Annotated in this window: 13 protein-coding genes; 7 read left to right on the forward strand and 6 right to left on the reverse strand. The window is 63.5% G+C overall.

Annotation, left to right across the window (positions count from 1 at the left end):
- Positions 1–223: 223 nt before the first annotated feature.
- The gene (locus BLQ92_RS33740; protein ID WP_090693289.1) at positions 224–886 is read right to left on the reverse strand and encodes a DUF1345 domain-containing protein; all 663 of its coding nucleotides are present in this window, start codon (positions 884–886) and stop codon (positions 224–226) included.
- A gap of 298 nt (positions 887–1,184) precedes the next feature.
- Between BLQ92_RS33740 and BLQ92_RS33745 the strand changes: the two genes are divergently transcribed.
- From BLQ92_RS33745 to BLQ92_RS33760, 4 genes are all read left to right on the forward strand, one after another.
- Positions 1,185–1,778 (forward strand): sugar dehydrogenase complex small subunit, encoded by a 594-nt coding sequence (locus BLQ92_RS33745; RefSeq protein ID WP_090693292.1) that lies wholly within the window; start codon positions 1,185–1,187, stop codon positions 1,776–1,778.
- Positions 1,779–1,977: 199 nt separating this feature from the next.
- Positions 1,978–3,579 (forward strand): GMC family oxidoreductase, encoded by a 1,602-nt coding sequence (locus tag BLQ92_RS33750; RefSeq protein WP_090693295.1) that lies wholly within the window; start codon positions 1,978–1,980, stop codon positions 3,577–3,579.
- A gap of 24 nt (positions 3,580–3,603) precedes the next feature.
- Positions 3,604–5,076 (forward strand): cytochrome c, encoded by a 1,473-nt coding sequence (locus tag BLQ92_RS33755; RefSeq protein WP_090693299.1) that lies wholly within the window; start codon positions 3,604–3,606, stop codon positions 5,074–5,076.
- Positions 5,077–5,240: 164 nt separating this feature from the next.
- A complete protein-coding gene (locus BLQ92_RS33760) occupies positions 5,241–5,978 on the forward strand; it encodes a metallophosphoesterase (protein ID WP_090693302.1) in 738 nt (245 codons plus the stop codon).
- A 70-nt stretch (positions 5,979–6,048) separates the two neighbouring features.
- Here BLQ92_RS33760 and BLQ92_RS33765 read toward each other — a convergent pair whose 3' ends face one another.
- Together BLQ92_RS33765 and BLQ92_RS33770 are read right to left on the reverse strand one after the other, a co-directional pair.
- Entirely contained in the window at positions 6,049–6,750 is a 702-nt protein-coding gene (locus BLQ92_RS33765; RefSeq protein WP_090693306.1) for an RES family NAD+ phosphorylase, read from the reverse strand.
- A complete protein-coding gene (locus BLQ92_RS33770) occupies positions 6,747–7,184 on the reverse strand; it encodes an MbcA/ParS/Xre antitoxin family protein (RefSeq protein ID WP_425194968.1) in 438 nt (145 codons plus the stop codon). Before BLQ92_RS33770 ends, BLQ92_RS33765 begins: the two co-directional genes overlap by 4 nt.
- 117 nt (positions 7,185–7,301) lie before the next feature.
- Here BLQ92_RS33770 and BLQ92_RS33775 point away from each other — a divergent pair, with 117 nt between their 5' ends.
- Positions 7,302–7,907 carry a hypothetical protein gene (locus BLQ92_RS33775; RefSeq protein WP_143016728.1) on the forward strand — a complete coding sequence of 202 codons (606 nt, stop codon included), beginning with the start codon at positions 7,302–7,304 and terminating at the stop codon, positions 7,905–7,907.
- An 89-nt stretch (positions 7,908–7,996) separates the two neighbouring features.
- Here BLQ92_RS33775 and BLQ92_RS33780 read toward each other — a convergent pair whose 3' ends face one another.
- From BLQ92_RS33780 to BLQ92_RS33790, 3 genes are all read right to left on the reverse strand, one after another.
- Complete coding sequence (locus BLQ92_RS33780) at positions 7,997–8,938, reverse strand: HTH-type transcriptional regulator ArgP (RefSeq protein WP_090693318.1); 942 nt, start codon at positions 8,936–8,938, stop codon at positions 7,997–7,999.
- 91 nt (positions 8,939–9,029) lie between these two features.
- On the reverse strand, positions 9,030–9,431 hold the full coding sequence (locus BLQ92_RS33785; protein ID WP_175772960.1) for a DUF2442 domain-containing protein: 402 nt from the start codon (positions 9,429–9,431) through the stop codon (positions 9,030–9,032).
- A gap of 155 nt (positions 9,432–9,586) precedes the next feature.
- Positions 9,587–10,441: a LysR substrate-binding domain-containing protein gene (locus tag BLQ92_RS33790; RefSeq protein WP_090693327.1), complete on the reverse strand. Its 855-nt coding sequence runs from the start codon at positions 10,439–10,441 to the stop codon at positions 9,587–9,589.
- Between the two features lie 99 nt (positions 10,442–10,540).
- Between BLQ92_RS33790 and BLQ92_RS33795 the strand changes: the two genes are divergently transcribed.
- Together BLQ92_RS33795 and BLQ92_RS33800 are read left to right on the forward strand one after the other, a co-directional pair.
- Positions 10,541–10,924, forward strand: a complete 384-nt coding sequence (locus BLQ92_RS33795; RefSeq protein ID WP_090693331.1) for a tautomerase family protein — start codon at positions 10,541–10,543, stop codon at positions 10,922–10,924.
- 376 nt (positions 10,925–11,300) lie between these two features.
- Positions 11,301–12,932 carry a CHAD domain-containing protein gene (locus tag BLQ92_RS33800; protein WP_090693334.1) on the forward strand — a complete coding sequence of 544 codons (1,632 nt, stop codon included), beginning with the start codon at positions 11,301–11,303 and terminating at the stop codon, positions 12,930–12,932.

The following is a 12,932-nucleotide window of genomic DNA, read 5'->3' on the forward strand; positions in this document are numbered from 1 at the left end:
GGGCAGTAACGAACAATACGCACGCGCAGGCACCGGCCATGCGGTTCTGGACCAGATAAATGCAAAGTCTGCAGCAAGCGTTGTGCCAGCGGCCTGGGCGGCCGCGAAAACGGAAGGAAGCGCGGGTGCGCGGGGAGCGGGGTGGCGGCGCAGGTGGGTCAGGCGCGCTGCCAGTATGTAATTCAGGTGCTCCTTACGCGGGTTTTACAAGTCCGCTATTACCTCACGAGCCCAGCAGCCCCGCCGCGATGTTGACGCACAGGCCCAGCACGGCCACGTTGAAGTAGAACGAGAGAATCGATTGCGCCAGTGCTGCACGCCGGATCGAACGCGATCTGAGAACCACGTCCGAAGTTTGCGACGCGACCGCAATCGTGAACGAAAAGTACAGAAAGTCCCAATAGTTCGGCTGCAGCTTGTGATCGGGGAACAGCAGCGCGGTTTCGTGCGGGTCAGAGCCGTAGTAGAGCCTGGCGTAATGCAGCGTGAAGATGGTCGGAATCAGGAACCATGCGCCGAACATCGTCAGTCCGGTAACCAGGTAATGCGCAAGGGTCGACGCGGCGCCGAGGTTCTTCGCGGACGCCAGTTCGAGCACGATGGCGGCGATGCTCGCCAGCGTGGCAACGCAGATCACCATCAGGACGACGCCCGCGTTCTCATCGTCGCGCTGCGCGAATTCGCGGACCTTGTTTTCATGCGCACCCGCCATGTGCACCCAGATCAGCACAAGATACGTCCATATCGTGACGTCCCATGCGGCCAGCACGCGCACCATCGGCCTCATGTGCCAGGGCAACGCCAGCGCGGCGATGATACCGATTACAAGCGCAGCGACCATGCGCGGGCGGTTGCGGAGGACCTGCGGATAGAGATTCATTGGCATGGACGGTTAAGGTGAGGCTGCGCGGGGATTGGCACAGCACTGTTAAGCAGAATTGAGCGTTGCCGATTCTACCGCGAGCCTCGGGCACCAATTGTCGAATGGTCGCGGGGCAGCTATAGTCTTTCGCAACGGCCGTGCGCCGGACTTTCACGCCGTATCGCAACCACAATACGAGACCGCTACAGCGGCACAGACCAGGTTTGGGGCGGACAACCGGAATAACTTGCGGAGAGCGGCATGCCGCACCCAGTAAAGTTGGCCGGTTGAAAAGAATTGACTCGTCATCTGTGGAGCCCCCATGGCAGATGTTCAAGACAACGATGAGAACCATGCGCGCCGCGTGGTGACGCATACCCATTCCGCTGGCCGCCGCACCTGGTTGCTGGGCGCGTGTGCCGCGGCTGCCGCGTTGGCGTTCACGAGCGCCGGACGCTTCGGCACATCGTTTGGCGTTTGGTTCGGGATTCCGCCGGCCTTTGCGGACGCACCTGCAGGCGGCGGTCTCGACGCCTTCCTCGCCCTATCACAGCATCTGACCGGTCGAACCGGCTTCGACCCGGTCCTCGGCAAGCGCGTCTACGATGCCTTGGCACGCTCCGACAGCCAGTTCGCGCAGAATGTCGCCGCCCTCAACACCTGGCTGCAAGGTCACGGCGGCGTGCCTTCCGACACCGTCACGCAAGCCTTGCAGGTCGACCAGCCGGCGCTCGCGAAGACCGTCGGCGCCATCATGCGCGCCTGGTATCTCGGCCTTGTCGGCGACATGCCGCATGTGCAAGTGGTGGCCTACGAGAGCGCGCTGATGTTCGATCCGGTCAAGGACGTGCTGACGGTTCCGTCCTATTGCCGCGACGTGCCGTTCTACTGGACCCAAAAGCCCGCCGGCGCTTGAAGCACGGCATGCCTCTCGCGCGTGTCGACGGTCGTGTCGGTTGCGACTGCGGCATGCACAAAACAAGCAAGCAGCAATAAGTGCGACAAGTTGCATGGGACCGGAGTAAGTGCGGTGCATGGGACCAGAGCAATGCGCTAAAGCGCGAACTCTGGTCGACAGGTGAAGCGCTGACTCTGTTCGACATAAGAGGGCAACAATGGCAAATTCCAATTCCGCCGACATCGTCGTAGTCGGCTCGGGCGTGGCAGGTGGTCTGGTGGCGCATCAGATGGCGCTAGCAGGCGCCTCGGTCATTCTGCTTGAAGCCGGGCCGCGCATTCCGCGCTGGCAGATTGTCGAGAACTTCCGCAACTCCCCGGCCAAGTCCGACTTTGCCACTCCGTATCCTTCCACGCCTTACGCGCCCCATCCCGAGTATGCGCCGGCTAACAACTACCTGATCCAGAAGGGCGACTATCCGTACAACTCGCAGTACGTGCGGCTGGTGGGCGGCACCACCTGGCACTGGGCGGCTGCTGCGTGGCGGCTGCTTCCTTCGGACTTCCAGTTGAATAAGCTGTACGGAGTGGGCCGCGACTGGCCCTATCCGTATGAAACACTCGAACCCTGGTACTTTGCCGCTGAAGAGCAGCTCGGCGTGTCCGGTCCCGATAGCGGCATCGATCTCGGCTCGCCGCGCTCAAAGCCCTATCCGATGAGCCAGTTGCCGTTGTCGTATATGGATCAGCGCTTTAGCGACGTGCTCAACGCACAAGGTTTCAAGGTGGTGCCCGAGCCGGTGGCGCGCAACAGCCGTCCCTACGATGCGCGCCCCACCTGCTGTGGCAACAACAACTGCATGCCGATCTGCCCGATCGCGGCCATGTACAACGGCGTGGTGCATGCCGAGAAGGCGGAACAAGCGGGCGCGAAGCTGATTCCACAAGCGGTGGTGTATCGCGTCGAAGCCGACAATAAAGGTCTGATTACCGCTGTCCACTACAAGGATCCGAACGGCAACAGCACACGGGTGAGCGGCAAGCTGTTCGTGCTTGCGGCGAATGGCATCGAAACGCCCAAGTTGATGCTGATGTCGACCTCCGACAAATTCCCGCACGGCGTCGGCAACAGTTCCGACCAGGTGGGCCGCAATCTAATGGACCATCCGGGCACGGGGGTGACCTTCCTTGCTAACGAGCCGCTATGGCCCGGACGCGGGCCGATGGAAATGACCTCGGTGGTGAACTTCCGCGACGGCGCGTTCCGCTCGGACTACGCGGCCAAGAAGCTGCATCTGTCCAACGGCGTGCCGACCATGTCGGTGGCCGCCGAACTCATCAAGCAGGGCCTCACCGGCGCCGAACTGGACCGCCAGATCCGTGACCGCGCGGCGCGCACGCTGAACATCAACAGCTTTCACGAGCACCTGGCCGAGCCGCAGAATCGCGTCGTGCCTTCGGCGGATCACAAGGATTCGCTCGGCATTCCGCAGCCCGAGATCTACTACTCGATCAACGACTACGTGAAGAAGAGCGCAGCGAACACGCACGAGCTCTATGCGCAGATCGCGGCCCTGTTCGGCGGCGCCGAAGTTTCGTTCGACGACACCTTCGCGCCGAACAATCACATCATGGGCACCACCATCATGGGCAGCGATCCGGCGGATTCCGTCGTCGATGCGGATTGCCGCACGCACGACCACTCGAATCTGTTCATTGCGAGTAGCGGCGTGATGCCCACGGCGGCTTCGGTGAATTGCACGCTGACAATTGCGGCCTTGTCCCTGAAGCTGGCGGACAAGCTCAAGCGTGAAATCTGACCCGCGCCCTGACGGAGAGCCACAATGACGAACGAGACGTCTCGCGTGCAGCCGGCCGGTTCGCCCGCACAGGCCACGCGTCGCCGCCGTATCCGGGTGGCCACCTGCGCCGCCGCTTTTTCGCTGTTTGCGTTATACGTTGCGTGGCATGCGGCGTATGACCCGCCGACGCGCCAGGACGACGAATCACCGATTACGCAGGCGCGAGCCGACGACGCTTCCCAATCCGGACAGGCTGGACAACCCGCGCAGCCTGCACAGGCCGCGCAACCCGCACAACCGGCTGCAAGCGGCGCGGCTCTCGCCGAGCAGGATCTGGTCAAGCGCGGCGAATACCTCGCCCGCGCCGGCGACTGCGTCGCCTGCCACACGGCCGACAAGAGCCGCCCCTTCGCCGGCGGTCTGCCGATCAACACGCCGTTCGGCACGATCTATACGCCGAACATCACGCCTGATCCGGACACCGGCATCGGCCAATGGACCGACGCCGATTTTCAGCGCGCGATGCATGAGGGCATCGGCAAGGGCGGCGAGCGGCTTTACCCCGCTTTCCCCTACGCCGAGTACACCAAGGTCACCGGCCAGGACGTGCAGGCGATTCGTGCCTATCTGAACACGCTGACGCCGATCCATTACGTGCCGCCGCGCAATGACATGCGCTTTCCGTTCAACCTGCGCTGGCTGATGGTGTTCTGGAATCTGTTCAATTTCAACGAAGGCCGCTTCGTGCCCGATCCCAAGCAGAGCGCGGAATGGAATCGAGGCGCCTATCTGGTGCAAGGGCTCGCGCACTGTGAGGAATGCCATACACCGCGCAACATCCTGCAAGGGCTTAAGACGTCCGAGCGCTTCTCCGGCGCGGCCCAGGCCGGCTGGCATGCGTTTAACATCACGCCGGACAAGAACAGCGGGGTGGGCAACTGGAGCGACGACGAACTGGTCAGCTATCTGTCCACCGGGGTAGTGCCGGGCCGCGCGAATGCCGCGGGGCCGATGGGCGAAGTGGTCGCGGACAGCACGCAGTATTTGACGCCCGAAGATCTGACCTCAATCGTCACGTATTTGCGTTCGGTCGCGCCGGTTAGCGGTGGCGAGACGCATCCGCGCGACCAGTGGGGCACGCCCGCGCATGACGTGACCGCGCTGCGCGGCACGGAGATTACCGCGGTGAATGGTGCGCAACTGTTCGTGGCCAATTGCGCCTCGTGTCATAACTGGACCGGGCAAGGCATCGGCGCGAGTGCACCGGGCGCGTATCCGTCGTTAATTCACAACAGCACCGCAGGCGCCAGCAGCCCCGACAACCTGGCGATGGTGATCCTGCACGGCGTCAGTCGTACGACGAAACAGGCCGATGTGCTGATGCCGGCGTTCGGCGGCGAACTCACCGACGATCAGGTGGCCGCCATCACGAACTACGTGACCAAGCAGTTCGGCAATCCGCAAGCGGTGTTGACGGTCGATCAGGTGGCCAAGCTGCGTGCACAGCAACAATGACCGCTTGAGACCGTAGGCGTAAGGCGCAATCCGGCATGGTTTTCCGGCTGCGCCGCAGCACAGCCAAAAAAGGGACAGCGAAGCGGCGCATGGCGCGGCCAAGCGTCTGAGAAAAGATAGAAACCGCGCATACGCGCTTTGCGTTCGCGTTCTATCATGCTCGAATGGTTACCGCACTCGTCAACACTGTCGAGCATCACGCTGTCAATCGCACCGGCCGCGATTTTGTCGTCGGCGATCTGCACGGCTGCGTCGATGCGCTGCGCTACCTGCTGCGTGAGGTGGCGTTCGATCCCTCGCACGACCGGCTGTTCTCAGTCGGCGATCTGATCGACCGCGGCACCCAGTCCGAAGAGGCGCTGGCGCTGCTCGACAAGCCTTGGTTTTACGCGGTGCTCGGCAATCATGAGGACACCTTGTGTGCGGTCGCCGAAGGGCGTCTGCGCCGGCAGTGGTGGTACGGTATTGGCGGCTCGTGGGCAGCGCAATTGTCCGACGAGAAACTACGCCAGTATGCGCAGCGCTTAAACCGATTGCCGCTCGCGCGGGTGATCGGCAGCGGCAATGAGCGCTTTAATGTGCTCCATGCCGAATTCTTCGGCACCGACGCAGATCTCGACGTGGGCGAGTTTACCGCCGACGAACGCCAGCAACTGCTGTGGGGTCGCCAGCTCGCAATGGGTAACGGTGACCCGAGCCGGCAGCGCAGTCTGTCGCTGACCTACTGCGGCCACACGCCAATGCGCAGCATCCAGCAGATCGGCGCTCAGGTGTTCATCGATACCGGCGCGTTCGGACCCGGCGGCAAGCTGACCATGGTCGAAGCCCGCCGGCCGCAACGCTGGTCCGTAACGGTGGATATGGCGCGGGCGGAAGGGGCGGCGGCGCTGGCCTTGCCTTGAGCGCTGGCGCGGCCTCGCGTTGAGCTGCGTGTTGCGTTGCACTGCGGTGTTGCACCGCGCTTTGCGCCGCCTATCCCACCTGATTCAATTCGAACACCATATCCACCGCGTTGCCGTTCCAGTTGTATTCCAGATATGCCGCGTGATGGCAGTCCCGCAGCAGTGAAGTTCTGAACGCCGCGAGACATTCGCCGCCCGGATCGCGCACCGACGGATAAGCGAGCCCCGGCGCCCCGGCGGCGCGCACCGCCCGCCCCAGCGACTGGCCGGCAACATAGTCGTGCGGCGACAGAACGGCTGCGTCGAGCGACGCGTCGTCGCGCAAATCGACCACCACTCCACTGGCGATCACCGTGTATAGCCGCATCTGCTGGCGCATCGGCGCCTCGGCCGTGGCCGCGAGGAATTTGCCGGTGTGATAGCGCGTTTCGGCGATGGCAGTGGCGCGCGAACGGGCGCAGTAGAACACGCCATAGCTGCCGTCCGAAAAGCGGCTGCCGAGCGGATTCAGATGCGTGAGCGCCGCCATGATCGGCCCGTAGCCCGGCCCGAAGCGGCGCTCTTCGCGCGGCACCAGATCGATTTCGCCGACCTCGGTGCGCAGACGGTCGTTGGTCATCGCTTCGAGGGCGTAGAGCGCGTCGAAGTCTTCGGGCGAGGCTACCCGGTCGAACAGGTTCACGGCCGGAAAGCGTGTCGGAATCACGCGATACGCAGGCGACCAGTCGAGCGGCGCGACGCGCCAGCGGTCTTGCCAAGTCGGTTCAGTCACGCCCAGCCGCCTCGCATTGCGTCGAGATACTGGCGCACGGCGACGAGGTCGCTGACATTGCCGGCGAGCATCCGGTCAAGCGCGCGGCGCCCACCGAACGGCGCTGCGCTGTTGGGACGTTTGATCCAGCCGTCGGCCGCGGCGGGTTGCGGCAGCAGGATTTGCAACGCTTTGTAAATACCAAGCACCAGCGACAGCCGTTCTAGCGTATCGTGCCCGAGCCGCGCCGATTGCGGTTCGGCTTTCCACTTGAAGAAGGTCGAGCGGCCCGGCGAGCCGAGCAGGACGATCTGTTCGTCGGCGCTCAAATCCCAGTCGCTTGCGATCTTGAAGAACGCACGCAAGCCTGCCGCCGACATCTCGGTCAGTGAGGGTTCTGTGACGGGCCGGCGCAGTGGCGGATCGTCATGAGGGGCACGGGCGGCATGAGACATGGAGGCTGGTCCTTATTTGTACTTTGTCTCAATAATAGTCCAGATATGGATTATTGCAAGGGTGGATTGGGTATAATCGCGTCCCGACCAGGCGAACGAGACGACGAGGAGCGGCAGGTGATGTGGGTGCGAGCAGTAGCGGTAGCGTTGGCAGTAGGGTGCTGGGCAATGGGCGCGCAGGCCGCGCAGTACGCCGAGGTGTGGAATCCGCCTGAAACGAGGCATGCGCCGAAGAAGGTGAAGCCTCATGCGCCGGCGGGTAAGAAAGTGGTGGCCAAGGGGGCTGGCACGGCGGGCAAGAACAAGCCGCATAAGCCGGCAGCGAAGAAGGTGGCGCCGCACGCCGATCATAAGGCTGCGCCACATGCCGGGCATAAGACGGCAACGCACGCTGAGCATAAGACAGCAACGCACGCTGAGCGTCAGGCGAAAACCCACGTCAAGGTGGCGGCGAAGGGTGAGCAGAAGAAGCCGCTGAAGATGGCGCAGTCGAAAGACGCGCATGTCCATGCGGCGGTTCATCCGAACGGGCAGAAAGTGGCTGTGAGGCATGCGGTCGTACATACCGGCTCCAGCAGGGCGAGCGGTTCGGTGAAACCTGCGGCGACACAAGCCACAACACAAGCGGCGACATTCGTGCCCGTTCAATCCGCTCAAACGATGGCTAGCACGGCGGCGAAGCCCGCCGCCAGCGGTGGCAATCTACCACCTATCCTGCACTGAGCTGCACTGAGCTGCACTGAGCTGCACCGAGCTGCACCGAGCTGCACCGAGCTGCACCGAGCTGCACCGAGCTCAAACGGGCCGCCTTCTCAGGCGGCCCGTTTGCGTTTGCCCTTGGCGCTGGCCGCGCCCGAGGCGGCGGGCCCGGCAAGCGCCGCGCGTCCCAGTTCGACAATGCGCGCCGACAGCTTTTCAAGCCGCGGCGACTGCACCTTCCAGGCGTGCCAGTACAGCTCGACATCGGTCGGCTGCCTGGGCGCCAGATCGACCAGCTCACCGCGATGGACCGCATCGCCGAACTCGAGCTCCGGCACCATTCCATAGGCAAGACCGCGCTGGATCGCCATATAACGCGGCACCGGGGCGGGAACGTAGTGGCAGGGGTACGCTTCGGGCGGCAAACCAAAACGCGTCTCCAGGAAGCGCGCCTGCAATGCATCTTTGCGCGATGACAGGATCACCGGCGCGCGGCGCGCCGCGTCTCGCGTGAGCCCGTTCGGAAACCAACGTTCGACGAAGGCCGTCGAAGCCACCATCCGGTAACGCATCGCCCCCAGCCGCTCGGCGAAGCAGCCGCGCATGGGAGCCGGTTCGGTGGTGATGCAGCCGATTGCCAGGCCCGACGCGAGTAAAGCATGCGTGTGATCCTGATCGTCGACGGTCAGGTCGAGCAGCACGTTTTCCTGCAGAAGGATCTCGGAAAGGGCAGGGAAGAACCAGGTGGACAGCGTGTCCGCATTCACCGCTGCGGCAACCTTAAGCAGTGCTTCATTGGCGCCCGCCAGGTCGCTGGCGAAGTCGTCTTCCAGTAAGGCCGTGCGGCGCAGGTACTGCAACAGGCGCTGACCCATGCTGGTGGCCCGGCAGGGGCGCGTGCGCACGATCAATGGATTGCCCAGCCGGGTTTCGAGCGCGCGCACACGCTGTGAGACTGCCGAAGGCGTGATGTTCAGACGAGCGGCAGCCTGCTCGAAACTGCCGGTTTCGATGACGGCGCGAACGGCGGTGGTCTGGCGGGGGTCGAGGTCCACGTGGTGCCTTGGAGTAGCTGCTAAAAACAACGGCTGGATAGGGGCGCGGCGAGCGGTTGCGGCAAAACAAACGCGAAGCCGGCCGCTTGCTTTACGCCGCATTGCGCGGACGACCGCCCTTCTTGCCGTTCTCGCGTGCTGCGGACGATTTCGCTTCGGACCGGACGCTCCCGCCTGCCCGGCCAATGTCGCGCATCCAGGCTTTGGAGCCGAACACGCCGTCGATCAGACCGTGTACGGAAACCACTTCGTCCAGTTTGGGGAAGACGAGCGCGGAGCCCAAGCCGAAAATCTCGATCTCACGAAGATCGGCCGCTGCGGCCGCGTGCAGGCCTTCGATATAGGCGATCGGAACCAGCAGCGAGATGCCGTTGGTGAGCGTGATTTCGAGCCGCTTCGTGCGGGGTTTATAGCAAGCCGTGCGGGCGGCGGGCCGCTTCGCGGTTTCTGCCCCGCGCTCGCGGGCGAGGCGCCATTCTTCTTGCGGATTCATGGGTGGATTCCCTTCCATGCGGAGCACAGGAACGGCACCAGTTCGTTCACGCGCCTAGCGAGCTTACGTGCCTCGCGTTCTAGCGATAATATACCCTAGCAGCTTGGGTTTCTCGGGACTGTACTCCGGAAGCGAAGACTTCGCTTCAGTACAAATCAAAGCCCACTCCCCAGTCCCCCCGCCAACATCCTCAACGTCTCCACCGAACGCGGATCGCGCAGCCGCGAATGCAGCGTCACACGCGACTCCGGCAACGTCGGCAAGTCGATCCTCGCACCGACATCAACGAGCCCTCGCGGCGCCACCCGCCGCGCCAACGGCGCTACCGCCAGCCCTGCCGCCGCTGCGGCGCCGACCGCCGCCACCCCACCGCCGACGAACGCCTCGCGCCACGCAATACCCGCTTCATCCAGCGTATGAATCGCGACAGCGCGGACGTTGCACGGCGCGGTAAGCAGTGCGAGCGGCAACGGCTCGCCGACCCGCAGCAGCCATTGCGGTGCGGCGAGCCAGCCGAGCGGTTCGCTGAAAAGCACGGTGGCGTCTTCGCGCGGCGCGTCATCCGGTTCGTAGCGGACGATCACCGCATCGAGCCGCCGTTCGTCGAACTGCGCAAGCAGCGTCGCCGACGAGCCAAGGTGCAACTCGATCACCAGCGCCGGATCGTAAGCGTTCAGCTTCGCCAGCAAATCCGGCAAGTCCGTCCCTGCCACGTGCTCGCTTAGGCCCAACGTGAGCCTGCGCCTCTCGACTGACAACGAACCGAGCGCCCGTTCATGCGCGTTTAACAGGTCGCGGGCGGCGTTGAGAAAGACATGGCCATCTGCCGACAGACGCACCACGCGCGGCGTGCGTTCCACTAACTGCTTGCCGAGATGCGATTCCAGCCGCTTGAGTTTCAGGCTGACGGCCGACTGCGTGGTATCGAGCGCATCCGCCGCCCGCGTGAAGCTATGCAGATCGGCGACCAGAACGAAGGCGCGCACGGCATCGAGATCGAGGACTTTCATTTCTATTGGAAATAGATGAAATCATAATGAATGTCTGTTTATTATGACTGACGAGACCTAAGCTGTGTACTTCATCTTCTTCAACAGAGGGTCTTCATCATGCCGTTCACCCGTATTGCAGTGCGCGCCGGCAAGCCGGCGGCTTACCGGAAGGCCATCACGCAGGGCATCCACCGTTCCTTGATGGAAATTTTCAACGTGCCGGAAGACGACATCTTCATGGTCATCACCGAACACGATGAGGACAACTTCTTTTACGGCAAGCACTACCTGGACATCCACCGTAGCGACGACCTCGTGCTGATCCAGATCACTGCGAACAACACGCGCACGGTCGAGTTGAAGAAGGCGCTGTACAAGCGGATCGCCGAACGCCTGGCGGAGAGTCCGGGCGTGCGGCCGGAAGACGTGTTTGTGAACCTGGTGGATGTGCCCAAGGAGAACTGGTCGTTCGGCAATGGGATCGGGCAGTACGCGACCTAGGCTTGGCCGTGGTTCGAGACATATGCCGCTGCTAGGCGGCGCTGGAAACCTTGGCTTCGGATAGCAACCAGGCGCGGAAGGCCTCGACATCCGGTCTTTCCGCAGCGGCGCGTGGGTTTCAGTTGGCGGGTCTCGCCTGTCACTTTCCGTGGATTTACGGCGGCAAAGTTATCCTCGGGCGGTTCGTTTCGGAGCGCGCGGTGCGCCTTTAGGGCTGGGTGTTTGGCGCCTGCATGCTGCTGGCGGCGGCGCACATCGTGTTCGCCCGAGTTTGACGGGGGATGTGTCGCGCGTTGTAGCGTCCATGTAACATGAACAAGGGGCTGCGCGTCGTTCCTCTGCGCGTGGCCTCGTCCTCTCCAACGTTGAGGCGTTCATGGCCCGGGTCTACGAGCTTGTGCTGGATATCCCAACGCCCGCCGCGCAGGCGTGGTTGCTGCAGCTCAACCGGAGCAAGCGTCCTCATACTGCGAACAGGCTCGATGCGGCTCTCGTCAAGGCGCTTACCGGATTGCCAGCAACCATGCGCGCGCGACGTGCCCGCTCGCCTGATGTCGGGGCCGTCTATGTCCGTGCGAAGGTGTTGAGCAGCGTTCCCGATTGCAACGAGAAGCTGGCCGCTGCTGGCTTGCAGATCATGCTCGACACTTCGACGAGCAGGCGCCGCGTGGTGGTTTGTCAGCAAGCACGCTATTCACCCGGCGTCACCGTGCGCGAGATTCTCTTTGAGGCACCGCTGGAAGCGGGCGTGCTGGTTGGCGAGGCTCTCGCGGCAGCACCCGAAGAGTTGCGGCACACGTTGGCCGAAGCGGGCGAGTTTGCGCCGCTCACGACGCTGGCCAGCCAGCGCGATCATTGGCAGTGGTGCGTGACGGACGACATCGTTGTCGATATCGTCTTCGAGCGCCCGATGGCTGCGTCGTCTGGCGAAGCCCCGCTGCATCGCGAACTGCACCTGAGTACACCTTGCGTGGAGAATGCTGCTGGCCCGTCGCTGAGCGCGCTGTTCGCGGTGGCGTACGAACTGGTTGCTGCATTACCTGCTTTTCCTGTGCTGCACTCGGCGCTCGCGGGTGCGCACCACGGTGCCGACGACCCCAAGGATGACCCCGCTACACCGGTGCGCGCCGCACCGATCCACCTGAGCGGCATCTCGACCCCGCACGCGGCGTTGATCGCCATCGGCGAGAACCTCGCGGAGCACTGGTTCGGCAACGATGTTGGCGTCCGCGATGCCGTCAGCACCGAGTTTGTCCATCAGATGCGCGTCGCGCAGCGGCGTCTGAGAACGGCGCTGCGAATCTTCCCGCACTGGGCCGACGAAATGTGGAAGACGCGTATCGCGCCCGATCTCAAGTGGCTGGGAACGGTCCTCGGCGAGGCGCGCGACTGGGACGTATTCGTCGATACGACGCTGCCGGGCCTTGCCGCTGCGGATCTCGACAGCGCCGCCTGGGATACGACTCGCGAACTCGCCGATGCGCAGCGTCTCGAAGCCCGTGAGCGCGCTTGCAGCGCAGTGGGCTCGGCCCGCTATGCGCGGCTTGCGCTTGCATGGCTCGAATGGCTGAGCGGCTTGCTATCGCGCGAGCCGCCCGCCAAAACGTCGGGTCATTCGCTGCGCGCATACGCACGCAAGCGGGTGAACAAGTACTACAAGCGGCTGGTTGGCGCACCGAAACTCACGACGCTCGACGAAACCGCCCGCCACCAGGAACGGATCCAGGCAAAGTACCTGCGCTACACGCTGGAATTCTTCGAATCGATCGCCTCGCGAAAGACCCGTAGCGAGAGCGTGAAGACCGTCTCGCGGATGCAGAGCGTGCTTGGCGAAGGTAACGACGCGGTGGTCGCCTTGCGGCACCTCGAGCAGATCGATGTGCCGCCCTACCAGTCGGGTTTCGCTCGTGGCTGGTGTGAGGCGTCGCAACGCTACACGGCGCAGGAAGGCGAACGCTTGCTGCGCAGGCTGTGCAAACCCAAAATATCAGGCGGTGCGGCTCGTTGA

The organism is Paraburkholderia phenazinium (assembly GCF_900100735.1).
In the GTDB taxonomy this organism is placed as follows: Bacteria; Pseudomonadota; Gammaproteobacteria; order Burkholderiales; family Burkholderiaceae; genus Paraburkholderia; species Paraburkholderia phenazinia.